Source organism: Marinobacterium sp. xm-a-127, assembly GCF_013283425.1.
GTDB lineage: Bacteria > Pseudomonadota > Gammaproteobacteria > Pseudomonadales > Balneatricaceae > Marinobacterium_E.
On the sequence record NZ_WBYH01000002.1, the window covers coordinates 187,662 to 213,406 of the forward strand.

Annotated in this window: 19 protein-coding genes; 6 read left to right on the forward strand and 13 right to left on the reverse strand. The window is 48.6% G+C overall.

Annotation, left to right across the window (positions count from 1 at the left end; all coding sequences use genetic code 11):
• The first annotated feature begins 11 nt into the window (after positions 1-11).
• From XMA127_RS05035 to pgi, 4 genes are all read left to right on the forward strand, one after another.
• Positions 12-1,628, forward strand: coding sequence for an alpha-amylase family glycosyl hydrolase (locus XMA127_RS05035; protein WP_173498965.1), 1,617 nt, complete (start codon positions 12-14; stop codon positions 1,626-1,628).
• A gap of 139 nt (positions 1,629-1,767) precedes the next feature.
• A complete protein-coding gene (locus XMA127_RS05040) occupies positions 1,768-2,808 on the forward strand; it encodes a LacI family DNA-binding transcriptional regulator (protein ID WP_254449925.1) in 1,041 nt (346 codons plus the stop codon).
• A gap of 350 nt (positions 2,809-3,158) precedes the next feature.
• On the forward strand, positions 3,159-4,112 hold the full coding sequence (locus tag XMA127_RS05045; RefSeq protein ID WP_173498967.1) for a hypothetical protein: 954 nt from the start codon (positions 3,159-3,161) through the stop codon (positions 4,110-4,112).
• 292 nt (positions 4,113-4,404) lie between these two features.
• Complete coding sequence (pgi, locus tag XMA127_RS05050) at positions 4,405-5,991, forward strand: glucose-6-phosphate isomerase (protein WP_173498968.1); 1,587 nt, start codon at positions 4,405-4,407, stop codon at positions 5,989-5,991.
• 136 nt (positions 5,992-6,127) lie between these two features.
• On the opposite strand, the gene XMA127_RS05055 is transcribed toward pgi, so the two are convergent.
• Positions 6,128-7,843: a long-chain fatty acid--CoA ligase gene (locus XMA127_RS05055; RefSeq protein ID WP_173498969.1), complete on the reverse strand. Its 1,716-nt coding sequence runs from the start codon at positions 7,841-7,843 to the stop codon at positions 6,128-6,130.
• A gap of 370 nt (positions 7,844-8,213) precedes the next feature.
• Here XMA127_RS05055 and XMA127_RS05060 point away from each other — a divergent pair, with 370 nt between their 5' ends.
• Complete coding sequence (locus XMA127_RS05060; RefSeq protein WP_173498970.1) at positions 8,214-9,014, forward strand: alpha/beta hydrolase; 801 nt, start codon at positions 8,214-8,216, stop codon at positions 9,012-9,014.
• A 137-nt stretch (positions 9,015-9,151) separates the two neighbouring features.
• Here XMA127_RS05060 and XMA127_RS05065 read toward each other — a convergent pair whose 3' ends face one another.
• The 10 genes from XMA127_RS05065 to sdhC form a co-directional block, all read right to left on the reverse strand.
• Positions 9,152-9,562 carry a transposase gene (locus XMA127_RS05065; protein ID WP_173495398.1) on the reverse strand — a complete coding sequence of 137 codons (411 nt, stop codon included), beginning with the start codon at positions 9,560-9,562 and terminating at the stop codon, positions 9,152-9,154.
• A 393-nt stretch (positions 9,563-9,955) separates the two neighbouring features.
• Positions 9,956-10,837: a succinate--CoA ligase subunit alpha gene (gene sucD / locus XMA127_RS05070; RefSeq protein ID WP_173481570.1), complete on the reverse strand. Its 882-nt coding sequence runs from the start codon at positions 10,835-10,837 to the stop codon at positions 9,956-9,958.
• 2 nt (positions 10,838-10,839) lie between these two features.
• The gene (gene sucC, locus XMA127_RS05075; RefSeq protein ID WP_173498971.1) at positions 10,840-12,006 is read right to left on the reverse strand and encodes an ADP-forming succinate--CoA ligase subunit beta; all 1,167 of its coding nucleotides are present in this window, start codon (positions 12,004-12,006) and stop codon (positions 10,840-10,842) included.
• 108 nt (positions 12,007-12,114) lie between these two features.
• Entirely contained in the window at positions 12,115-13,554 is a 1,440-nt protein-coding gene (gene lpdA / locus XMA127_RS05080) for a dihydrolipoyl dehydrogenase (protein ID WP_173481572.1), read from the reverse strand.
• A gap of 52 nt (positions 13,555-13,606) precedes the next feature.
• A complete protein-coding gene (gene odhB / locus XMA127_RS05085; RefSeq protein ID WP_173481573.1) occupies positions 13,607-14,821 on the reverse strand; it encodes a 2-oxoglutarate dehydrogenase complex dihydrolipoyllysine-residue succinyltransferase in 1,215 nt (404 codons plus the stop codon).
• 47 nt (positions 14,822-14,868) lie between these two features.
• Positions 14,869-17,700, reverse strand: a complete 2,832-nt coding sequence (locus tag XMA127_RS05090) for a 2-oxoglutarate dehydrogenase E1 component (RefSeq protein ID WP_173498134.1) — start codon at positions 17,698-17,700, stop codon at positions 14,869-14,871.
• A 517-nt stretch (positions 17,701-18,217) separates the two neighbouring features.
• Positions 18,218-18,922, reverse strand: a complete 705-nt coding sequence (locus tag XMA127_RS05095) for a succinate dehydrogenase iron-sulfur subunit (protein ID WP_173481575.1) — start codon at positions 18,920-18,922, stop codon at positions 18,218-18,220.
• A gap of 12 nt (positions 18,923-18,934) precedes the next feature.
• The gene (gene sdhA, locus XMA127_RS05100) at positions 18,935-20,710 is read right to left on the reverse strand and encodes a succinate dehydrogenase flavoprotein subunit (RefSeq protein WP_173481576.1); all 1,776 of its coding nucleotides are present in this window, start codon (positions 20,708-20,710) and stop codon (positions 18,935-18,937) included.
• A gap of 3 nt (positions 20,711-20,713) precedes the next feature.
• Complete coding sequence (gene sdhD, locus XMA127_RS05105) at positions 20,714-21,061, reverse strand: succinate dehydrogenase, hydrophobic membrane anchor protein (RefSeq protein WP_173481577.1); 348 nt, start codon at positions 21,059-21,061, stop codon at positions 20,714-20,716.
• Positions 21,055-21,432: a succinate dehydrogenase, cytochrome b556 subunit gene (sdhC, locus tag XMA127_RS05110; protein WP_173481578.1), complete on the reverse strand. Its 378-nt coding sequence runs from the start codon at positions 21,430-21,432 to the stop codon at positions 21,055-21,057. Before sdhC ends, sdhD begins: the two co-directional genes overlap by 7 nt.
• A gap of 455 nt (positions 21,433-21,887) precedes the next feature.
• Between sdhC and gltA the strand changes: the two genes are divergently transcribed.
• Entirely contained in the window at positions 21,888-23,168 is a 1,281-nt protein-coding gene (gltA, locus tag XMA127_RS05115) for a citrate synthase (RefSeq protein ID WP_173481579.1), read from the forward strand.
• A 69-nt stretch (positions 23,169-23,237) separates the two neighbouring features.
• Here gltA and XMA127_RS05120 read toward each other — a convergent pair whose 3' ends face one another.
• Together XMA127_RS05120 and XMA127_RS05125 are read right to left on the reverse strand one after the other, a co-directional pair.
• Entirely contained in the window at positions 23,238-23,471 is a 234-nt protein-coding gene (locus tag XMA127_RS05120) for a hypothetical protein (RefSeq protein WP_173481580.1), read from the reverse strand.
• 249 nt (positions 23,472-23,720) lie between these two features.
• Positions 23,721-25,613, reverse strand: a complete 1,893-nt coding sequence (locus tag XMA127_RS05125) for a propionyl-CoA synthetase (RefSeq protein WP_173498972.1) — start codon at positions 25,611-25,613, stop codon at positions 23,721-23,723.
• Between the last annotated feature and the right edge of the window lie 132 nt (positions 25,614-25,745).

The following is a 25,745-nucleotide window of genomic DNA, read 5'->3' on the forward strand; positions in this document are numbered from 1 at the left end:
GAGACAACACTATGAGCAACAACCCCTGGTGGAAAGGCGGTATCATCTACCAAATCTATCCTCGCAGTTACATGGACTCCAACGGCGACGGGATTGGTGATCTCCCCGGTATTACATCCAAACTGGATTACATCGCTTCACTGGGCGTTGATGCCATCTGGCTCTCCCCGTTCTTCAAATCACCGATGAAAGATTTTGGCTACGACGTCTCTGACTACTGCGATGTCGACCCGATGTTTGGCACGCTGGATGATTTTAAAGAGCTGGTTGCTCGCGCTCACGAATTGGGGTTAAAGGTTATGATCGATCAGGTGTTATCGCATACATCAGATCAACACCCTTGGTTTACCGAGAGTCGCTCAAACCGAACCAATCCGAAAGCCGACTGGTACGTTTGGGCTGATCCAAAACCTGACGGCACGGCACCGAATAACTGGTTATCAATCTTTGGCGGTTCTTCATGGCAGTGGGATACCCAGCGTCAGCAGTACTACCTGCACAACTTCCTAACGAGCCAGCCGGATCTTAATTTCCACAACCCAGAGGTGTTCCAAGCAAACTTGGACAACATGCGCTTCTGGTTAGACTTGGGAGTCGATGGCTTCCGTCTAGACACCGTGAACCTCTACTACCATAGCGCTGGGCTAGAGGATAACCCACCTCATCCAGAAGGTATGCCGTACATCAACAGCGTTGACGCTTCGAACCCTTATGTTCGCCAAACTCACCAGTACGATCTCAGCCAACCGGAAAACCTCAACTTCCTTAAGGCGATGCGTGATCTGCTGAATGAATATGATGATCGCAGCATGGTCGGTGAGATCGGCGTGGACCATACCGATCCACTTCAGCGCATGGCGGAGTACACGGCCGGTGGTGACAAACTACATATGGCCTACACCTTTGACCTGTTGTCACCCGAACACAGGGCCGACTACTTCCGTCAAGTGATGACCACCTTTAAAGCGAACGCGGGTGATGCTTGGCCCTGCTGGGCGGCATCAAACCATGACGTGAAACGAAGCGCGACACGCTGGGGCGAGCAAGAGGATCCAAACCAATTCCCACTGGTCTCTATGGCCATGCTGATGAGCCTGCGCGGCAGTGTCTGTCTCTATCAAGGCGAAGAGCTAGGGTTACCAGAAGCCGATGTCCCTTTTGAAGCTCTACAGGACCCCTACGGTATTGAGTTCTGGCCAGAGTACAAAGGCCGTGACGGCTGTCGTACTCCAATGATCTGGGATAACAGTGAGCAAGCGGGTTTCTCCCACGCTAAGCCATGGCTACCGGTCGATCCAAGACATCTACCACTGTCCGTTGAGACGCAAGAACAGCAGAACGATTCAACGCTTCATAAAATGCGCCAGTTCATTCAATGGCGCCAACAACAGCCAGCACTGATTAAAGGCGATATGGAGTTGGTTGAAGAGACAGGCGAAGCCTTTGTATTCACGCGTCAATCTGATGAACAGTCACTGTTGGTTGCGATTAATATGACCGGTGCAGAACTAACTATCCCTTACAATGAAGAGATTAAGTCGGTTCTAAATGGGCACGGGTTCAGTGGTCGCTTTGAAAATGGAGCGATTGTACTGCCGCCCTATCAGGCGTTGTTTGCGGAGGTTTGAATAACGTAGATGTGCCCTTAGCAGACTGTTGGAGCGTCCTTAAAAAGGTCGCGATGCTTTTAACTTAAATGGGATCGCCTCATCTTCGATAAGGCTCCAACGGGTAGAGGCGATAAGGCTCCAACGGGTAGAGATGATTATGAAAAAAATGACCATAAAAGAGGTGGCTAAAGCGATTGGTGTCTCTACGGCAACCATCTCAAACGCCTTTAACCGCCCTGATCAGCTCTCTGAATCACTTCGTACTCGTATCTTAGAACAGTGCCAGGAGCTCGGTTACGTTGGCCCAAGCGCAGCTGGACGCTATCTGCGCACAGGGCGCTCTGGTGTCGTCGGAATCGTTTTGACCGATCGTCTCGCCTACTCCATGAACGACTACGTTGCTAGTCACTTTCTCTCTGGCTTAGCCGATGAATTCGACAAAGCGCATCTTAATATGCTGCTACTTTCAGCAAGGGATCTAGACCACGCCAACCGTCAACGACTGCACGAATCGATGGTGGATGGCTTTATCGTCTACGGCTTTATCCCACCCGGTCCTACACTGGAACATCTAAAACGCCAGCAGAAACGCCTAATCGTTGTCGATCATAAGATTGAGGGTTATGGGTCTGTGAACGTCGATAACCGAGACGCGAGCTACCAGATCGCTAAACATGCACTCAAGAAGAAACCGAAGCACCCAGCCATTCTGGCACTGCGAATCACCTCCGATGAAGGCATTAGCCAAGCCAACGAAGAGACCCTAAAAACCGTCGGCCTTCGCCTCTCTCTCGATCGCCTAAACGGCTATTTTGATGCGTTTGATGAAGCCGGAATTGAACGCCCCATGGATCAGATCTGGAACCTTCACGTCAACGACTACGACGAAGCGTTCAAATTGGCCTACCAAGTACTAAGCCAGCCCGACCGACCTGACCTTCTACTGTGCCAATCCGACGTCATGGCCATCGCTGCCATGCGAGCCGCCCTGCAGATGGGCATCCAATTCCCAGAAGAGCTGAGAATTACCGGTTTTGATGGCATCCCCGAAGCACAAGCCATGCCCAAAGCGATCACCACCATACAACAGCACTCGTTCGAGAAAGGCCGCATGGCTGCAAGGCTGTTTATTGAGAATCGAATGAGTGAGGATGTTGTGATGCCGACGGAGCTATTGATCGGCGAGTCTTGTCCCTAGCTCAGCGCAAACCATCGCGGCCTTTGCAAGACCGCTCCAACATTTTAAAAAGCCTACATATTCCAAAAAAGAATAATTAATATAACCAAAAGATCTCAAAATTAACCGAAACTTAACACGACTCATAAGCTATTGATTTATAGCGATTTTAAATAAAAACCACTTTTCTGAACAGAAAATTAACAAAAAAAAATCCATTTTGGTGGAACTTTTTAAAAAAGCGGGTTGACCCCAGCTATGTCGGGGGATAAAGTGCATTCTGTCCAAAGCCGAACGGGTTTGGGTTTTAACTTAAACTTAGATTTGGCCGGATATTTGAGGCTTAAATAAATTTTCTGGAGATTTCCAAAATGAAAAAACTACTTGCAGTTGCTGTTGCTACAGCGATCTCTGCGCCAGCAATGGCTGACATGACAATCTACGGTACCGTAGCAGTTGATTTCATCAAAGGTGACGTTGCAACTTCTGACGTATCTAATGTTGAACGTGATGACGTTGTATTCGGCATGAAAGGCTCTTCACAAACTGACGCTGGCCTTAACGTATCAGCAGAAGTAAAAACTGAGGGTGATTTCACTTCTCCAACACTTGCTTACCTAAAAGTTGACAACGGCACTGTTGCACTTTGGGGTGGTAAATTCGGTAGCCCAGCAGACGCTGCTGACACTGTAGATTACTCAAACACTGGTAACGTGACATACTTCTCTGGTGAAGTTGATAACGCTGTCGGCGTAACACTTTCTTCAAACGGTTTCTCTGCTGGCATCGGTGCTGTACGTAACGGTACTACCAACGAAGGTACAGTTGCTCAACTAGGCTACGCTGTTGATGGTCTTTCTATCAACTTCGGTATGGAAGAGACAAGCAACACAGTTACTACTACTACTAAAGCACTTAAAGTTAACGGTGTTGATTATGTAGGTACAAATGAAACTGACTTTGGTTTCGATTACAAAGCTACCGGTGTTAAAGTTGCTTACGCAATGGACGCTTTGACTGTAGGTGTTGCTATTGCAGACGGTGAATACACTTCAGTTGAAACCCCTGCTAATAAAGTTGAGGTTGAAACCACTACTATTTTTGGTAGTTACGCTATGGGTAACACTACCCTTTCTGCTTTCTACGCTCAGGACGAAGCTCAATTTGCTGCTGATCCAGCTGTTGAAATGGATACTACTGCGTTCAAAGTTGCTCAGAATTTGGGCGGCGGTCTAAGCGCTTACGCTGAATACTCTATCAACGATTCAGACACTGAAGCACTAGACGGTAACAACGTTACAATCGGTGGTTCTTTCTCTTTCTAAGATTTTCTTAGACAGAAATCCACAGGACCCGCTGCTCACGCAGCGGGTTTTTTTTCGCCTGTACATAGCTACCGTGACAGGCTTTCAGCCTGTCACCAACAGTGCACTGAACTAACTACGTAGCCGCGGTGACTGGCCTTCAGCCTGTCATCCACTCTGTTACCATTTTCCAGAAACTTAGAACATCCTGCAATAAAGTACGTAGTAAAATTACGTAAAAATATTCATTTAACCGCTTTATTCCCGTAGAATTGACGTAACTTAAACAAAAAACCTTATTTAGAGGCCAAAAATGAATCTTCTTACCTCATCTGTAACTTGGAAAAAGCTAGAACAGCTCGCGCAAGAGACTCAAGAGGACCGTATTAGCGACTACTTTAAGCAAGACGCTAAACGCTTCGATAAGATGAGTGTCCGCTTGGGCGAGCTATTTTTGGACTTCTCTAAAAATAAGATTAATGACGATGTCTTTAAAGCGTTGATCGATCTAGTAGAGCACTCCTCCTTGCGCCAGCGCCGTGCTCAGATGTTCTCGGGGGACATTATTAATGTCACAGAGAAACGCCCTGTCTTACACACCGCATTGCGTAACCGTGGTGATGAGCCAGTGATTGTCGATGGCGTAGACGTGATGCCAGAGATTCGTTCCAGCTTGGATAAACTTAAGGTCTTTAGCGAACAAGTTCGTAACGGTGACTGGAAGGGCTACAAAGGCAACCGCATTACCGATGTGGTTAATATAGGGATTGGTGGTTCAGATCTGGGACCTAACATGGTAGTACGCGCCCTACTGCAATTCCGCCATCCGGACATTAAGTTCCACTTCATCTCGAACGTCGACGGGCAGCACATAAAGAAGACGCTTAAAAACTTAGATGCCAAGTCCACACTGTTTGTTGTCTCGACCAAGACTTTCTCAACGCAAGAGACACTACTAAATGCGAAAACAGCTCGTCGCTGGTTCCGTGAACAGACGGGCGGCCATGAGGATATCAGCCAACATTTTGTGGCGGTATCGACTAACCAAGCAGCCGCGATGGAGTTTGGTATTGCACAAGAGAATATCTTTGAGTTCTGGGCTTGGGTGGGCGGACGTTATTCGCTCTGGTCAGCAATCGGTCTGCCGATTGCACTGTCGATTGGCTATGACAACTTCATTGATATGCTGGAAGGCGCCTACGAGATGGATCGTCACTTTGTGGAAGCGCCAATGGATCAGAACATGCCGGTCATCATGGCGCTGATCGGTATCTGGTACATCAACTTCTTGGGTGCCGAAACTCAAGCAGTGATTCCTTACGACCAGGCACTGCATCAGTTACCGGCGTTTTTACAGCAGCTGGATATGGAGTCAAACGGTAAGTCGGTCGATATCAATGGCGACCCAGTTGATTACGCAACGGGACCTATCGTCTGGGGGCAGACAGGCTCCAATGGCCAACACGCCTTCTTCCAGCTATTGCACCAAGGCACGCGATTCGTCCCGATCGACTTTATCGCCTCGCTTGAGGCTGATGAACAGACAGAAGAGCACCACTTCGCTCTGCTGACCAATATGCTAGCCCAAGCCAATGCTTTTATGAACGGTGATGATTCTGATGGTCTATTGGAGTATCAGAGCTGCCAAGGTAACCGCCCAAGTAACGTTTTGTTAATGGATCGCATCAGCCCACGCAACCTAGGCGCGCTCATTGCGCTTTATGAGCATAAGGTATTTGTACAAGGCGCTATATGGAACATCAACTCGTTTGACCAGTGGGGTGTTCAGCTCGGTAAACGCCTAGCCAATGAGATCAGCCAACAGATTGGTGAATCGACGCAGGGGTATGACCAATCGACGCAGGGGTTGATGGCGTTGGTGCGGAAGCATATGGGTTAAAGTCCAACTGAAGTTGTTGGAGCCTTATCGAAGATGAGGCGATTAAAATCGCTTCGCCTTTGGCTAGCTCCAACAACTGTTGAATTAAATAGGTTTTATCGCGGCCTTTTTAAGACCGCTCCAACCAGAGGGGTTACTACTTCCCATACAACCGATCAATCGCTACTTGGTTATCTTCAATCACCTTAGAGCGTTTGATCTTCTGTGTGGGTGTTACGTATCCATTCTCAATCGAGAAGAGTTCCCGTTGTACAATGAACTTACGGATACGTTCGGTACCGTTTAGCTCTTGGTTAACTCGTTTGACCGCTTTAGAGATGATTTTTTCTAGCTCGTCATCCGAGTCTGTCGCTTTTTGCAGGACTTCAGACGGAACGATAATCGCGGACAACCAAGGTTTGGCATCGCCAAGCACAACTGCTTGATCCACCTCCTCCTCCAGTGTCAGCTTCGCTTCTAGCTTGGCAGGCGCAACGTTATCACCACCTGAAGTGACGATAAGGTCTTTCGAACGCCCTACAATAGAAACAAATCCCTCTTCATCGATTTCGGCCAGATCACCGGTATGCAACCAACCATCAATGATGGTGACTGCCGTGGCTGACTCATTCTGCCAATACCCTTTCATGACGTTGTCGCCACGAACTAATAGTTCACCATCATCCGCTAGCTTCAACTCACAATCGAGCGGCAAACCGACGGTCGACATACGGATATTTCCTGGGCGGTTCACAGTGATCAGTGGCGATGCCTCTGTCTGACCATAACCTTGGATAATGCCGATACCTAAGGCAGCAAAGAAGTTTCCGATCTCTGGGTTTAGGGGGGCACCACCTGAGACAAAGTACTTAATTTTGCCACCAAAACGATCACGCAATTTTTTGCGAACCAGCCTCTCTAATAGTGGGTCGATAATTGATTCTATTAGCGAGAGTTTTTCATCATTAAGCTTTTTGGTACCGATCGACAAAGCCTTATAAAAGAGCCCTTTGCGAAATCCACTGGCTCGATCAACACCCGACTTTATACGCGCATAGAGCATGTCGTAGAGGCGAGGAACCGCTGTTGCTATAGATGGAGAGACCTCGGTTAGATACTGCGCTAACTTATCGGTCGATTCGCAGTAGAAGATCTCAGCCCCTTGTGTAATCGGCATGTGCAGGCCAGCTGTATGCTCGTACGCGTGAGCAAGTGGCAAGAATGAGAGGAATCGATCCTCTTCATTAACAGGTATGGTATCCAACACTCGCGCAGCAGCTTCGACGTTATGAATGATGTTCTTGTGGGTCAGCATCGCCGCTTTAGGATGACCGCCCGTGCCCGAGGTAAAGATCAGGGTACAGACATCGTCAGTTTCTATGGCTGACAGATCTGGACGCTCGGCTCCTTGTTGAACCTCTGGCCAGGACAGAATCTCGGTATGCCAATCGGGTTTATCATGCTCACCCTGATCGATCACAATCATATGGGTGACACATTCGTGGCTGATATTGGCCTCTAACACTCTATCGGCCAACTCCTGAGTCGAGACGATGGCGAATTTAGGGCTGGTCAACGAGAGAATATGGCGAAGATCGTCTACGGTGTGTGCTGTATAAGCCGGAACCACATAAGCACCCACGGACATGATCGCCAAATCACTGACGGCCCACTCGGGACGGTTTTCAGAGAGGATCAAAACGCGATCGTCTTTACCGACACCATACTGTGTTAGATAGTGACTGAGTGTTGAAATTTGATCGGCCGTCTGTTTCCAAGAGAGCGTCTTCCACTCGCCTTCAGTTTTGTAGCCAAGGAATGTGCGATCTTGGAAGCGATCAACCTGTTTGTAAAAGCGGGATACTAGGTTCATGTTTGTCTTTTTTCTTATAAATTTAATGGAAATACGCGTTTAGTGTTAACTTGGTGCTTTGGTTTTATTAAATTGATAACGTGATAGATATTTTAGAGCGGATGACAGGCTGAAGCTAGTTAGGGCCATGGATGGCCTGTATGCAGTAATTGCAGGAGCAAATTACTGTCACCAGAGTACTCGACCATCATCGGAGCGGCAGTGACCGGCTTCAGCCTGTCATCCGCTCTATCATAATCAAGTGTACGGAACCAACTACGGAGCTACCGTGACTGTCTTTAGACTGTCATCGGCTCTACTAGTCGACTTCCAGAGAGTGGCCTAGTCGCGGTGACTGGCTTCAGCCTGTCATCTATGGATAGACTAAATAATGAAATTATTTAAACGCACTGCAGTCCTGCTAACTCTCACCTACCTATCCGCTTGCGGGTACATGTACTTTGCGCAAGACTCTTTGATTTTTAAACCGACCTACGAAACAGAGTCGGTTGAGACGATATTCCCAGGTGCTAGCGAGCTCTTTATTAATACCCCGCATGGCAACCGCCTTCAGACTTGGTATAAACCAGCTAAACCTGGGCAAGAGACGCTTGTCTATCTGCACGGCAATGCTCGCAACCTGAGCACGCGTGGGCGACTGATCAATATCTTGTCAGAGAATGAACGGGGACTATTAATCTTCAGCTGGAGCGGGTTTGGGCAAAGCAGAGGTACACCAAGCGAGGGTAGCTTTTATGACGACGCACGTGCGGTGTTTGATTGGTTAGCCAAAGAGCACAATCTAAATTCATCAGACCTGATCATCTACGGCGAGTCATTGGGAACTGGCGTGGCGGTTCAATTAGCCACTGAACGCGATTTTAAAGGGGTGATTCTGGCCGCGCCCTATACCTCTATTGCGCAGATGGCGGCTGATGACTACCCCTGGTTACCGGTTAACTTACTGCTTAAACACCGATTTGATTCGATTGATAAGATTCAACAGGTGGATGAGCCTTTAGTGATCTTGCACTCAACCGATGATGACACCATTCCCTACGAGCAAGGTGTAACGCTTTTTGAAGCTGCTGAAGAGCCGAAGCTGTTTATGGGGTTTGAGGATCGAGAACATACGCGGTTTCGATCGGAGGATGTTGATCGGGCAATTCGCTGGGTATTGGAGCGGGAGTAAAGAGTGGATGACAGGCTGAAGCCAGTTAAGGCCATGGATGGCCTGTATGGAGTCATTGCAGGAGCAAATTACTGCCACCGGAGCGCTGAACCAACTACGCAGCCGCCGTGACTGTCTTTAGACTGTCATCAGCCCCATCAGCGTTTTCCAGAGTTCCCGCTAGACCACCGATACTCCGAAGGCATTCCACAAATCCCAGCCCGCACTGGATTTTGTTCTATATAAGCTTTTATCTGGTCAAGGTGTGATTGATTCACTACGGGCATGTTTTTATAACGCCCTTCCCATATCGTTCCAGTCAATCCATAACGCTTATTGAAGTAACGACCGTAACTTCCTGCGATACGTTTCATCATCTCTGAAATGCCATCATCAGAACTAGGCGTTAATAAAAAGTGAATGTGGTTGCTCATCAGTACCCAAGCATGCAGTTGAACTTCGTATACCTCTGACCAATACTCAAGTTTACTGAGGTACATTTCAAAGTCGGCACTGGCTTTAAAGATGTATTGTCGGTTGTGGCCGCGGTGAATAATGTGCTGGGGCACACCTGCTGGACATAATCTTGGCTTCCTTGCCATGGTTAAACTCCTTTTTCTTTGGAGTATAGATCATGGTTGGGAGTTTACATTGACAGCGGATGACAGGCTGAAGCCAGTCACCGGTGTGCTGATCCAACTACGGAGCTGCGGTGACTGTCTTTAGACTGTCATCAGCTCTACAAAGCGACTTCCAGAGATTGGAGCAAGACTGCTTGGCAGCTTCTTCCAGAGTCGCTGCCAACTGCGATAGCGGATGACAGGCTGAAGCCAGTCACCGGAATACTTAATTAACTACGGAGCTGCGGTGACTGGCCTTCAGCCTGTCATCCGCCCTATCCCCGTCTTCCAGAAAACACAAAAGCGACCCAAGGGTCGCTTTTCTTTAACGCGAGAAACGAATTACTTCATTGCCCAGCCAGTTACTTCAGATAGGGCTACGCCGATATCTGCTAGTGAACGTACAGTCTTAACGCCTGCGTCTTCTAGTGCTGCGAACTTCTCGTCTGCAGTGCCTTTACCGCCAGAGATGATGGCACCAGCGTGGCCCATGCGTTTGCCTGGAGGCGCTGTTACACCCGCGATGTACGATACAACAGGTTTAGTTACGTTTGCTTTGATGTAAGCAGCCGCTTCTTCTTCTGCTGAACCACCGATCTCACCGATCATAACAATCGCTTCAGTCTGTGGGTCGTTCTGGAACATCTCTAGGATATCGATGAAGTTAGAACCAGGGATTGGGTCACCACCGATACCAACACAAGTAGACTGACCGAAGCCAGCGTCAGTTGTCTGCTTAACCGCTTCGTACGTTAGCGTACCAGAGCGTGAAACGATACCGACTTTACCTGGTAGGTGGATGTGACCTGGCATGATACCGATCTTACATTCACCCGGTGTGATGACACCTGGACAGTTAGGACCGATTAGACGTACGCCTAGCTCGTCACACTTCACTTTACACTGAAGCATGTCCATCACTGGGATGTGCTCTGTGATACAAACGATTAGCTTGATGCCTGCATTAGCCGCTTCAAGGATCGAATCTTTACAGAACGCCGCTGGTACGTAGATAACTGATGCTTCTGCGCCAGTCTGCTCTACTGCTTCAGCAACAGTGTTGAATACAGGTAGACCTAGGTGAGTTGTGCCACCCTTACCTGGAGTCACACCGCCAACCATTTTAGTGCCGTAGGCGATCGCTTGTTCAGAGTGGAAAGTACCCTGACCACCAGTGAAACCCTGACAGATTACTTTGGTGTCTTTGTTAATTAGTACTGACATGATTAGTTGCCTCCTGCTGCTTTAACTGCTTGCTGTGCAGCGTCAGTCAAGCTGGTAGCCGCGATGATATCCAAACCAGATTCAGATAGCAGTTTAGAGCCGAGGTCTGCGTTGTTACCTTCAAGGCGAACAACCACTGGAACTTCAACACCCACTTCTTTAACAGCACCGATGATGCCTTCTGCGATTAGGTCACAACGTACGATACCACCGAAGATGTTAACCAATACCGCTTTAACTTTGCTGTCTTCAAGGATGATCTTGAACGCTTCGGTTACACGCTCTTTCGTCGCGCCGCCACCTACGTCAAGGAAGTTAGCTGGGAAACCGCCGTGTAGAGAGACAATGTCCATAGTACCCATTGCAAGGCCAGCACCGTTAACCATACAACCGATGTTGCCAGTTAGTGCTACGTAGTTAAGATCCCACTCAGCCGCGCGTGCTTCACGCTCGTCTTCCTGTGATGGATCTTCCATTGCTTGGATATCTTTGTGACGGTAAACCGAGTTGCCATCGATAACGACTTTCGCATCTAGACAGTGTAGGTTGCCCTCGTCAGTGATAACCAGTGGGTTAATCTCTAGAAGAGCTAGATCTTTCTCTTCAAACATCTTCGCAAGACCCATGAAGATTGATACGAACTGTTTGATCTGAACGCCTTCAAGACCTAGCTTGAATGCTAGCTCACGACCCTGGTATGGCTGTGCGCCAGTCAAAGGATCGATGGTTGCTTTAAGAATCTTCTCAGGTGTTTCGTGAGCGACTTTCTCGATCTCTACACCACCTTCAGTCGATGCCATGAAGACAATGCGACGTGATGAACGGTCAACAACCGCACCTAGGTATAGTTCGTTTGCGATGTCTGTGCAGGTCTCAACAAGAATTTTAGAGACTGGCTGACCGTTCGCGTCAGTTTGGTAAGTTACCAGATTAGTACCTAGCTTATCTTTTGCGAAAGCTGCTGCTTCTTCTGGAGAGTCTACTAGTTTAACGCCGCCCGCTTTACCGCGGCCACCTGCGTGTACCTGTGCTTTAACAACCCACTTATCACCGCCAATTTGTTTGGCTGCTTCTGCGGCTGCTTCCGGTGTATCGACTGCAATGCCTTGTGACACTGGCAGACCGTACTGTGCAAACAGCTGCTTGCCCTGATACTCGTGAAGATTCATTCTATAGTCCGTTATTTAGGTCGGTTAAACGAACACGGGGTTACCCGTGCCATCGATCTGAACAAAAGCGCTTCAAGCTTTTGGCCTGAAGCGCTCCCTGTTCTGCGATTAACGCTTTTTGCGATTCGCAATGTGGATAGCGTGATTATCCACAGCTAGAGCTGCTTCGTGGATCGCTTCACTCACGGTTGGGTGAGCAAATACGGTCAACTGCAGATCTTCCGCGCTTGATGCAAATTCCATTGCGATAACACCCTGAGCGATCAGCTCAGAGGCGATACCACCAACGATGTGTACACCAAGAATACGGTCGGTAGCTTCATCAGCGAGCATCTTAACGAAGCCCTCTGTCGCATTCGCTGCCATGGCACGGCCAGACGCTGCGAATGGGAATTTGCCACTCTTGTATTTGATACCTTCCGCCTTAAGCTGCTGTTCGGTCTTACCGACCCAAGCCAACTCAGGGAAAGTGTAGATGATGTTAGGGATGCAGTCGTAGTTCATTGCAGCTTTGTGACCCGCAATGATGTCTGCAACCATGATGCCCTCTTCGGATGCTTTGTGTGCAAGCATCGGGCCACGTACTGAGTCACCAATGGCGTAAACGCCTGGTGCACCGGTACGACAGTTCTCGTCAACGAAAATGAAGCCGCGCTCATCCAGAGAGACACCTGAATCTTCAGCTAGAAGACCGTTGGTTTGTGGACGACGACCGACAGCAACAATTAGCTTATCAACAACAAGCTCTTTATCGCCTTCAGAATCAGTGTATATAACTTTTACCGCTTTACCATCAACGATCTCAGTGCCAGTACAACGCGCACCCAGTTTGATGTCTAGACCCTGTTTAGTCAGAAGCTTTTTAGCCTCTTTCGCTAAGTCTTGGTCCGCTAGGGCTAGGAAGTCATCCATCGCTTCTAGCACGGTCACTTTAGAGCCACAACGAGCCCAGATAGAACCCATCTCTAGACCGATAACACCAGCACCGATGATACCTAGGTGCTCTGGTGTCTCATCGATATCAAGTGCACCTGCGTTGTCTAGAATTAGACCCTCTGTAAGAGGTGCTGGTGGGATCTCTACGGGTACTGAACCTGATGCAAGGATCACGTTGTCAGCTTGGTATGTTGATACTGAGCCATCAGCCGCAGTCACTTCAACCTGCTTACCCGCTAGCAGTTTACCGGTACCCGCAAGGGTAGTGACACCGTTGGCTTTGAACAGCCCAGCGATACCGCCAGTAAGGTTTTTAACGATGCCATTCTTACGAGCAACCATCGCTTTAGGGTCGATCGATACGTTTTCAGCAACGATACCCTGAGCCGCGAAGCCGTGTTGTGCTTCGTGAAGTTTGTGGGTTGTCTCAAGCATCGCTTTCGATGGGATACAACCTACGTTAAGACAGGTACCACCTAGTACAGTACCGCCCTTCTCATCAATCCACTTCTCAACACAAGCTGTTTTCAAACCAAGCTGTGCTGCACGAATCGCTGCTACGTAACCGCCAGGGCCAGCACCGATTACAATTACGTCAAACTTATCAGACATTACTCTTTCCTATCTCAGTAACTTTTTAAAGATTCCTAGAATGCGATTCGCATTAAACGTCTAGGAGCATGCGCGCTGGATCTTCCAGCAGGTCCTTAATTGTTACAAGGAACTGTACCGCCTCTTTACCATCGATCATACGGTGGTCGTAAGAGAGTGCTAGGTACATCATTGGTAGGATTTCAACCTGACCATTCACCGCCATTGGACGCTCTTGGATCTTGTGCATACCCAAGATAGCTGTCTGTGGTGGGTTAAGGATTGGTGTCGACATCAATGAGCCGAACACACCGCCGTTAGTGATTGTGAATGTACCGCCCTGCATATCTTCCATGCCAAGCTTACCTTCACGACCACGCTTACCGAAGTCTGCAATAGTGCCCTCTACTTCTGCAAGGCTCATCGCATCCGTATCGCGCAATACTGGCACCATTAGGCCTCGGTCAGTCGATACAGCGACACCGATATCCTGGTAACCGTGGTAGACCATATCGTTACCGTCGATCGATGCGTTTACCGCTGGGAAGCGTTTTAGTGCTTCAGTCGCCGCTTTAACGAAGAATGACATAAAGCCTAGACGTGTACCGTTGTGAGTCTTCTCAAACAGATCTTTGTACTGTTTACGAAGCTCCATGACTGGTTTCATGTTTACTTCGTTGTACGTTGTTAGCATCGCGGCATTCTGTTGCGCTTCAACTAGACGCTTAGCGATGGTTGCACGTAGACGAGTCATTGGAACGCGTTTCTCAACACGCTCACCTGCTGGTACGTTGACTGATACTGCTGGCTGGGCTGCAGCAGGAGCGGCTGCAGGTGCTGCTGCCGCAGGAGCAGAAGCGGGCTTGTTCGCCATGAAGTTCATTACGTCTTCTTTAGTGATGCCACCGTTTTTACCTGTACCAGGGATCTGGCTAGCATCAAGACCGTTCTCATCAATCAGTTTACGAGCGGCTGGGCCTACTTTCTCAGCGTCACCTGCTGGAGCCGCTTCAGTCGCTGCTTCTGCTGCTGGAGCTGCCGCACCGGCTGCACCCGCTTCAAACTTAGCAAGAATCTCTTCGCTAAGAACTGTTTCACCTTCGCCTTTTAGGACTTCAGTGATCACACCGTCGGCTGGAGCGACAACTTCAAGAACCACTTTATCGGTTTCGATGTCGACAATAAGTTCATCGGCAGAAACCGCTTCACCTGGCTGCTTGTGCCAAGTTGCAACAGTTCCGTCTGCTACTGATTCTGGAAACGTAGGTGCTTTAATTTCGATTGACATGATTTTTCCTTTCTTGCCTTCTGCTCGTCGTACGAACGAATTCTTTATTAACCGTTTAGGGCGTCGTTAACCAATTTCTCTTGCTGCTCAACGTGAACAGAGATGTAACCTACTGCAGGCGCTGCAGCGTGTGGACGACCCACACCGTCTAGGTGAATCTCTGGCTTCACTTTACGTAGAGCGTTGCGCATGTGGTGCTGACTGCAGTACCAAGCGCCCTGGTTCATTGGCTCTTCCTGACACCAAACAACCGATTCAAGATTAGGGTATTGGCTCAACTCGTCTACCAGATCCGCCTCTGGGAATGGGTAGAGTTGCTCAATACGAACGATCGCAACATTCTGCTTCTCTAGCTCTTCGCGACGGTTGTATAGGTCGTAGTAGACCTTACCGCTACACATCACAACGCGATTCACTTTCGATTTATCTAGCTGATCCACTTCACCAATCACTGGCTGGAATGTGCCATCCGCTAACTCTTCAAGAGTAGAGATCGCCTGCTTGTGACGAAGCAGTGATTTCGGAGTCATGACCACCAACGGTTTGCGAAGTGGGCGAACCACCTGACGACGCAGTAGGTGGAAGATCTGCGATGGCGTCGTAGGTACGACAACCTGAATGTTGTGCTCAGCACATAGCTGTAGGTAGCGTTCCAAACGAGCAGATGAGTGCTCTGGACCTTGACCTTCGAAGCCGTGTGGCAACAGCATAGTCAGACCACATAGACGCTGCCATTTCGCTTCGCCTGATGTGATGAATTGATCGATCACAACCTGAGCACCGTTGGCGAAATCACCGAACTGCGCTTCCCAGATCACCAACGAGTTTGGCGTTGTGGTTGAGTAACCGTATTCAAAAGCTAACACCGCCTCTTCAGACAGGTATGAATCGTGGATCGTGAATTTTGGTTGATCCTTATCCATGTTCTGGAGGGGTACGTAAGTCGTCGCATCTTTCTGATCGTGCAGAACCGCGTGACGGTGCGAGAAGGTACCACGACCGACATCCTGACCGGTCAAACGAACTGGGTGACCCTCTGCAAGAATTGACGCGTAGGCCAATGTCTCTGCAAAGCCCCAGTTAGCGGCCATTGCACCGGCTGCCATACGCTTACGGTCGTCATAGATCTTAGAGACCTGACGCTGCACACTGAAGTGTTCAGGGGTTTCAGCAATGTTCGCCGCAAGCTCTTGAAGCACTTTAATGTCGACACGAGTATCACACTCGAACGACCATTGGTGACCAAGGTAAGGAGCCCAATCAACAAACATCTTAGTGTTTGGTTCAAGCACAAGAGAGTGAGCAACGTGTTCGCCATTTTCTAGCGCCGCACGGTAAGACTTTTCCATCTCTTTGCTCTGTTCAGCAGTGATTACACCCTCTTCGATCAGCTTAGTTGCGTATAGGTCGCGTGTGGTCTTCTGCTTTTTGATGACATCGTACATCAACGGTTGAGTACCGCTTGGCTCATCCGCCTCGTTGTGACCGCGACGGCGGTAACAGACTAGATCGATAACAACGTCTTTCTTAAATTCGTTACGGTAATCAACCGCCAACTGAGTCACGAAACGAACCGCTTCTGGGTCGTCACCGTTGACGTGGAAGATTGGTGCTTCGATCATCTTAGCAACGTCGGTACAGTAATCTGTAGAGCGAGCATCTTCTTGCTTAGAGGTCGTGAAACCAACTTGGTTGTTGATCACGATGTGGATCGTGCCGCCTGTCTTATAAGCGCGTGTCTGAGACATCTGGAATGTCTCCATGACAACACCCTGACCCGCGAAGGCTGCATCACCGTGGATGTTGACAGGGACAACGGTGTTACCGACTGGATCTTCACGACGATCCTGACGGGCACGAACCGAACCTTCAACCACTGGCGCTACGATCTCAAGGTGAGATGGGTTGAATGCCATCGCAATGTGCACCTCACCACCGTCAGTATTGACGTTCGATGAGAAACCCTGGTGGTACTTAACGTCACCCGATGAATCAACCAGCTTCTTACCTTCGAATTCACCGAACAGGTCAGCTGGGTTTTTACCGAAGATGTTAACCAGCGTATTAAGACGGCCACGGTGTGCCATGCCGATCACAACCTCTTTAGCACCCTGCTTACCAGCACGCTGGATCAGAGTATTCAAAGAGACGATCAGAGATTCACCACCCTCAAGACCAAATCGCTTAGCACCAGCAAATCGGGAGCCAAGGTACTTCTCTAGACCTTCAGCTGCCGTTAGGCGCTCTAGGACCATGAGTTTCTTCTCAGGCTCAACCGTTGGGTGTGCACGAGTTGGCTCAATGCGAGACTGAAGCCATAGACGCTCTTCAGTGTTCACAATGTGCATGTACTCAGAACCTACCGAACTGCAGTAAGTCTCTTGAAGATCCTGAAGGATCTCGCGCAGTGTCGCCTCTTCGCGGCCAAACTGCAGACTACCGAGTTGGAAAGTTGTATCAAAATCTGCTTCTGAAAGTTCGTGGTAGCGCAGATTAAGGTCGGCCACTTCTGCACGTTCTAGCAGATTCAGTGGGTCGATCTTGGCGATCTGGTGTCCACGCATACGGTAAGCATCAAAAAGGGCTAGCGCGCGAACTTGCTTACGCTCGTGTTCAGAGCTGACAGAGGATACCGCTGCAGGCTGTGCACGTTTTTGATTCTTAGCAATGTATTGGAAATGTTCACGAATCGGTGCAAGAGGAACATCAGGAGTAATGTTTTCACCGACTTTAGGGAGTTTATCAAACTCTTCACGCCACTCTGGGGGAACGGAGTTTGGATCTAAAAGGTACGTTTCGTATAGCTGTTCTACGTAAGAGAGGTTGCCGCCGTATAGATGAGCATTCTTCCACAGCTGCTCCATCAGACCGTCTTGCATTATATATTTACCCTCGTTGTGGGGTACGGGACCTCCGAAGCTCTTGTGAAGCCTCTTCATCCATCGCCCTTATGCTTCTAATTTCCATTTTTCAGCGCATTATTCGGTGTTGCAACCAAATAAAACTCGCGTAGTTTACGCCTTTTATTCAACCCTGAACACCGCAGTTTTAGCGATTTAATACTAAAGTAATCAATGTTTTATCGCGTTTTGGAATAAGTTAATTCTACGGGCTTTTAACAGCCGTTTTTAGTTCTTTTAGGCTATTAAGTAAGAGCTTTTTAAACGTTTTTTTGCACTTTAGTCGTAATGGGACAACATCTCTTGCTTTAGAGTGTTGCGCCAGTAGATTGGAGTGTAATTGGAGAGCGGGTGACAGGCTGAAGCCAGTCACCAATGTATTATTTTCGCTACGGAGTGACGGTGACTGGCTTCAGCCTGTCATCCACCCTTACAGCGATTTCCAGAAAACAAAAAAACCCGCCAAGGCGGGTTTTTTTTGAGCTTCAACCTAATCTTAGGTTGCGCGTGATATCAGCATGTTACGGATCTTACCAATCGCTTTGGTTGGGTTTAGACCTTTAGGACATACATTCACACAGTTCATGATGCCGTGGCAGCGGAATACGCTGAATGGATCATCTAGCTCTGCAAGACGCTCGTTAGTCGCTGTATCGCGGCTGTCCGCTAGGAAACGGTAAGCCTGTAGAAGGCCTGATGGGCCGACAAACTTATCTGGGTTCCACCAGAACGACGGACAAGAGGTTGAACAACAAGCACAGAGGATACACTCGTATAGACCATCTAGCTCTGCACGCTCTTCAGGAGTCTGCAGGCGCTCGATCGCTGGAGCCGGAGTATCGTTGATCAAGAATGGTTTGATCTTCTCGTACTGCTTGTAGAACTGACCCATATCGACAACTAAGTCACGGATAACCGGCAAACCTGGCAGTGGACGAAGAACCAGCTTGTCGTTCTTAACCACTTCAGAAAGAGGGGTAATACACGCAAGACCATTCTTACCGTTCATGTTCAAACCGTCAGAGCCACATACGCCCTCACGACAAGAACGACGGAATGTCATTGATGTATCTTTCTCTTTGAGAAGGTGTAAAAGATCCAACACCATGATGTCCTTGCCACCAGGGATATCGATCTGGATATCCTGCATGTAGGGCGCATCATCAATCTCAGGGTTGTAACGATAAACACTTACTAGCATCGTAACGACTCCTTAATATGTACGAACTTTAGGTGGGAACGCTTCCATGGTCTTCGGAGCGAAGTTCACGGCACGTTTGCCCAGCGTTTTCGTTTGTGGGTAGTAAACTGAGTGACACAACCAGTTTTCATCATCACGCTCAGTAAAGTCGTTACGAGCATGCGCACCACGAGACTCTTTACGCTCGTAAGCTGCAATGGCAGTTGCCTCAGCCACTTCCATTAGGTTCTCAAGCTCTAGCGCTTCAAGACGTGCAGTGTTGAATGACCCAGTCTTATCTTCAAGATATACGTTCGCTACACGCTCACGGATTGCCTTAAGCTTAGTCAAACCTTCCTGCATCGCATCGCCGTCGCGGAATACACCGAAGTAGAGCTGCATGCACTGCTGAAGATCTTTACGGATATCCGCAACTTTCTCACCGCCAGTCGAGTTATTTAGACGGTTTAGACGAGCCATTGCTGCCTCGATCTCTTCTTCAGTAGCGTCTTTAACTTCGTAGCCTTCGCGCATCTGCTGTTCGATCTGAAGACCTGCAGCACGACCGAAGACAACCAAGTCTAGTAGTGAGTTACCACCTAGACGGTTAGCACCGTGTACCGATACACAAGCAACCTCACCACAAGCGAATAGACCTTCAACGATCTTATCTTCACCTGATTCAGGGTCTGGGTTAATCACCTGACCACCGATGTTAGTGGTAACACCACCCATCATGTAGTGACAGGTTGGAACCACTGGAATTGGTTCTTTGACAGGGTCAGCCGCTGCGAATGTCATTGAAAGCTCACAGATACCTGGTAGACGTGAGTGAAGAACCTCTTCACCTAAGTGATCAAGCTTCAAGTAGACGTGATCGCCGTCTGGACCACAGCCACGGCCTTCAAGGATCTCTAGGATCATTGAGCGCGCAACAACGTCACGACCGGCAAGGTCTTTCGCATTAGGAGCGTAACGCTCCATGAAGCGCTCGCCGTCTTTATTAACTAGGTAGCCACCTTCACCACGACAACCTTCAGTTACCAGCGTACCTGCACCCGCAATACCGGTTGGGTGGAACTGCCACATCTCCATGTCTTGCGCAGCAATGCCGGCACGAAGTGCCATACCCATGCCGTCACCAGTGTTGATCAAAGCGTTGGTAGTCGATGCGTAGATACGACCTGCACCGCCAGTAGCCAATACAGTCGCTTTCGCTTTAATGTAAACGGTTTCACCTGTTTCGATACAGATCGCAATACAACCGACAACCGCGCCGTCTGCATTTTTAACAAGATCGACTGCAAACCACTCGTTTAGGAAAGTTGTACCTGACTTCATGTTTGCTTGGTATAGCGTGTGAAGCAGTGCGTGACCTGTACGGTCTGCCGCAGCACAAGTACGAGCAGCCTGACCACCTTCACCGAAGTTCTTAGATTGACCACCAAATGGACGCTGGTAGATACGACCTGTCTCTGTGCGAGAGAAAGGAAGACCCATGTGGTCAAGTTCGAATACCGCACGTGGACCTACAGAACACATGTATTCGATCGCGTCTTGGTCACCGATGTAGTCAGAACCTTTAACGGTATCGTACATGTGCCAGCGCCAATCGTCGTTTGGATCCGCACTCGCGATTGCACAAGTAATACCACCCTGTGCAGATACTGTGTGTGAACGTGTTGGGAATACTTTTGTAACACACGCAGTGTTTAAACCTGACTGTGCAAGTTGAAGGGCTGCGCGCATACCTGCACCGCCACCGCCGACAACAATTGCATCAAATGTAAGCGTACGTAGCTTAGACATCTATTAAACCCCCCAAAGAATCTGAATACCCCACACCACGTAAACAAACGCGAGCAGGCCACAGGCAGATTGGAATACGAAACGAATGCCAGTTGGTTTAATGTAGTCGGTAGAAATTGACCACATACCGATCCAAGCATGCGCAACCAATGAAAGCAGTGTTAAAAGTGTGAAGATACGCATTGCAGTACCTTCAAACAGTGCTGACCACTGGTTGTAATCTAGTTCAGGGTTAAGCAGCATGTAGCCGATCATGAAGATCGTGTAAGCTGCAAGGACAACCGCAGTTACGCGCTGCATCATCCAATCGTAAAGGCCGCTACGGCCAAAGCTTGTTACCGAAGTTACCATACCCAAACTCCTGCTAGCACAATGGAGATAGCTGAAATCGCAAGCGTTGCTTTCGCAGCCGCATTGCCAGATTCAATCTCTTCACAGTAACCCGCATCCATAACAAGGTGCTTGATACCTGCGAAGAAGTGGTACAGAAGTGCAGACAACAGACCCCAAGCGATGAACTTGGCAATGAATGATTCTGTTAGAAGTGCAGCTGCTGCATCAAAACCCTCTTGAGACTCAAGAGAAAGGCTCAGTGCGTACATCATGAAAATGGTACCGACAAATAGAATCAGACCAGTGACACGGTGCAGAATTGAAGTCACAGCCGGTAGAGGCTGCTTAATGGTTCTCAAATCGAGATTTACAGGTCGTTTTTTGTTCACGGCTCTAGTTCACACTTATGTGCCCTCTCCGGGGCCTCGTTTACTAGTAAGTACCTGATTCGGTAGTGACAGAGTCAACTACTCAGGACGACGATTAAAACTGCACGTTTATGACAAATATTCATATGAATATTCACATATTGCAGCGCGCAATTTTCGGAGGCTGATTATAACAATTGATAGGCTTTTGACAATCAATCTAAGGCCCTATTAGCCAATGGTTTAATAGGGCCATGTACAGTTCCGACGCGATTCATACGCCAGAGCGCATAAATTCGACTTATAGCTTTTTGTCCTTACTTTATAGCTTTTGCACTGCAACAATTGACGATTGACAATCACTTTGGGCTCACTATAGTGATCAGGCCTTAAAGAGTTCTGAGCCAACCTCAGAAGACCTCTAAGATGCTTAAATACCCATATTAAGCAGTAACGGAAATAGATAGGAGCCAACCATGGCTGATAAGAAAGCTCGTCTCGTAGTAGACGGTGTAGATAAAGAGATCGAACTGCCGGTTTATCACGGCACAGAAGGTCCAGATGTTGTTGACGTTCGCCCACTAACAGGTGAAGGCCTGTTTACTTACGACCCAGGTTTTGTATCAACAGCCTCTTGTGAATCAAAAATCACATACATTGACGGCGCTAATGGTGTTCTTCTTCACCGCGGTTACCCAATCGAAGAACTGGCCGAGCACTCAGACTACCTAGAAGTGTGTTACCTCCTTCTAAATGGTGAACTCCCTACTCCAGAGCAGAAAGCTAAATTTGACTACACTGTGAACCAACACACTATGGTTCATGAGCAGCTTCGCTCTTTCTACAACGGTTTCCGCCGTGACGCTCACCCTATGGCGATCATGTGTGGTGTCGTAGGTGCGCTATCCGCTTTCTACCACGACTCACTGGACATTAATGATCCTCACCACCGCGAAGTCTGTGCATACCGTCTCATCGCTAAAATGCCTACGCTAGCGGCGATGTGTTACAAATTCTCAATCGGTCAGCCATTCATCTACCCACGTAATGATCTTGGCTACGCTGATAACTTCCTACGCATGATGTTTGCGACACCTTGTGAAGATTACAAAATCAATCCAGTGCTTTCACGCGCGATGGATAAGATCTTCACACTTCACGCAGACCACGAACAGAACGCGTCTACCTCAACTGTTCGCCTTGCTGGTTCATCAGGTGCTAACCCATTTGCCTGTATTGCAGCGGGTATCGCAGCACTTTGGGGTCCGGCTCACGGTGGAGCAAATGAAGCTGTATTGAAGATGCTTGCTGAGATCGGTTCTGTTGAGAACATCCCTGCGTTCATCGAGAAAGCAAAAGATCCAAACGATCCATTCCGTCTAATGGGCTTCGGTCACCGCGTATACCGCAACTTTGACCCACGCTCACGCGTTATGAAACAGACCTGTGATGAAGTATTGGCTGAACTGGGCATCACGGATGATCCAATGCTAGACATCGCTAAAGAGCTTGAGCGCATCGCGCTAGAAGATGAATACTTCGTTAGCCGTAAACTCTACCCTAACGTTGACTTCTACTCAGGCATCATCCTGAAAGCGATCGGTATCCCTACCTCTATGTTTACCGTTATTTTCGCTCTGTCACGAACGATCGGCTGGATCTCACACTGGAACGAGTTCCACTCAAGCCCGAACAAGATCGGTCGTCCACGCCAGCTTTATACTGGTGCGCCTAAGCGCAAGCACCCACGCGCTTAATCGCTAATAGCGCCCCATAAAAAAACCCCGCTGTAGCGGGGTTTTTTATTGTCTAGCACAAGACAGTTATTAGTGCTGTGTACGCATCAACGGTGAGCTGAACACCTGCTGGATAGCACGATGATTAACAACCTGCGCAGCTACTTTAGACGCTTTTTTCTGAGCCTGAACAACAAGCGCTGCCAATTCAGAGCGACGAATCTGTTTTGCATTCCACTCAACCAGAGCGATCTTTTCTGACTCGCTTAGGTCGTTGCTGTCTAGAAGTTCTAGAAGTGTTTTTTGATCAAGGATCTGTGACATGAGGTCATCCTCCACTGTTTAATTAAGTTGGCGCTAATATATTCGACCAAGGTATTAGTCAGCAAGAGAGGCTTTTTCACAGAATAGGTGAGTTTAGTTCAACAAAAGGTAGAAGAACTGTAGGAGCCTTATCGAAGATGAGGCGATCCATCATCGCGACCTTTTCAAGATCGCTCCAACTATTCACCTGCGCTCAATAAACAAAAAAGCGAGCCTGAGGCTCGCTTTTCATTCACAAGGTAAATTCAATTACCCAGCAATCATTCCATTATCACGCATGATGCCTTCGATCTCTGGCAAGCTTGCTGGATCATCGATGGTTGAAGGTACTGTGTACTCTTGTCCATCAGCGATCTGACGCAGTAGCTTACGTAGGATTTTGCCTGAACGAGTTTTAGGCAGACGCTTAACCACCGCCGTGCGCTTGTAACAGGCAATTGGGCCAATCTCTTTACGAATATTAGCAACCAACTCAGCTGAAAGTTGCTCATCTGAGATATCAGCTCCGTCTTTCAGAATGACAAGACCAACAGGCTCCTGACCTTTTAGCTGCTCAGAAATACCGATTACGGCACACTCTGCAACGGCTGGGTGCGCAGCTACGATCTCTTCCATCTCACCCGTCGATAGACGGTGACCGGCAACGTTAATCACATCATCGGTACGACCCATGATGAAGACATAGCCATCTTCATCTTTATAGCCACCGTCGCCCGAGGTGTAGAAACCTTCGACATCTGACAGGTAACCCGACTTGAAGCGATCGAAATCACCCCAAACGGTTGGCAAACAGCTTGGTGGTAGTGGCAGTTTGATAGCGATAGAGCCCTGCTGACCTGCTGGTAATTCATTACCCGCTTCGTCAACAATCTGCACATTAAAGCCTGGGCTTGGCAGCGTTGCTGATCCGGCTTTTGGTGGCATCGGCTCGACACCCATCAAGTTGCCACAGATCGCCCAACCGGTCTCCGTCTGCCACCAGTGATCAATAACGGGTTTACCGGTTTTCTCAACGGTCCAATCATAGGTTGGTGGATCGAGACGCTCACCCGCCATGAAGATAGTTTGCAGTTCAGACAGGTCGTATTTACCCACTTCCTGAGCTTCGGGGTCTTCCTTCTTAATCGCACGAAAAGCGGTCGGTGCAGCAAATAGAATCTTAGCTTTGTACTCTTCACAGACACGCCAGAAAGCGCCAGCGTCCGGTGTACGAACCGGCTTACCTTCATAAACAATCGTACTACAGCCAGCCAGAAGTGGTCCGTATACAATGTAAGAGTGACCAACAACCCAACCTACATCCGAAGCGGCCCAGTAAACATCACCCGCTTTTACGTTGTAGATCGCTTTCATTGAGTAGTTCAGTGCGGTCGCATGACCACCATTATCACGAACAACACCCTTAGGCTTACCCGTAGTACCTGATGTGTACAGAATATATAGAGGATCAGTACCTTTGACCGCCACTGGCTCTGCTGGTGTCGCGTTAGCCATCTCTTCAGCCCAGTCGCAATCACGTGGAGCCGTTAGCTCGGCCGTCACCTCTTCACGCTGGAAGACAATAACAGACTCAGGCTTATGCTCAGACAGGTTAATCCCTTCATCTACCATCGGCTTGTAAGGAAGCACTTTAGAAACTTCGACACCGCAAGAGGCGGTCACAATCGCTTTAGGTCGTGCATCATCGATACGTACAGCTAGCTCGTTAGGTGCAAAGCCACCAAACACCACTGAATGGATAGCACCCAAACGTGCAACCGCCAGCATGGCAACCACTGCTTCAGGGATCATTGGCATGTAGATGACGACACGATCGCCCTTCTCGACCCCTTTGGATTTCAAAACACCCGCAAAGCGTGACACCTGATCTTTTAGTTCAGAGTAAGTCACAGTGCGTTTAGTGTTGGTTACTGGTGAATCATAAAGAAGAGCCGCTTGATCACCGCGACCCTGTTCGACATGATAGTCAACAGCCATATAAGAGGTGTTCATCTCACCATCAGCAAACCAACGATCGATACCGTTCTCATCTTTCGAAAGAATCGTTTGTGGTGCTTTAAACCATGGCAGATCAGCCGCCTTCTCAGCCCAAAACGCTTCTGGTTGCTCGATCGACTTCGTGTATTCGCTTAGGTAAGACATACTCATTCCTCATTAACTGACGAGATGTGATTATTTTTAGACGCTCAATATGAGCACTTTTCTAAAATAAGATTGTCGACACTTTACCGGAAATGAATAGGGATTTATTTACGACTTATGGCGATATTGTCG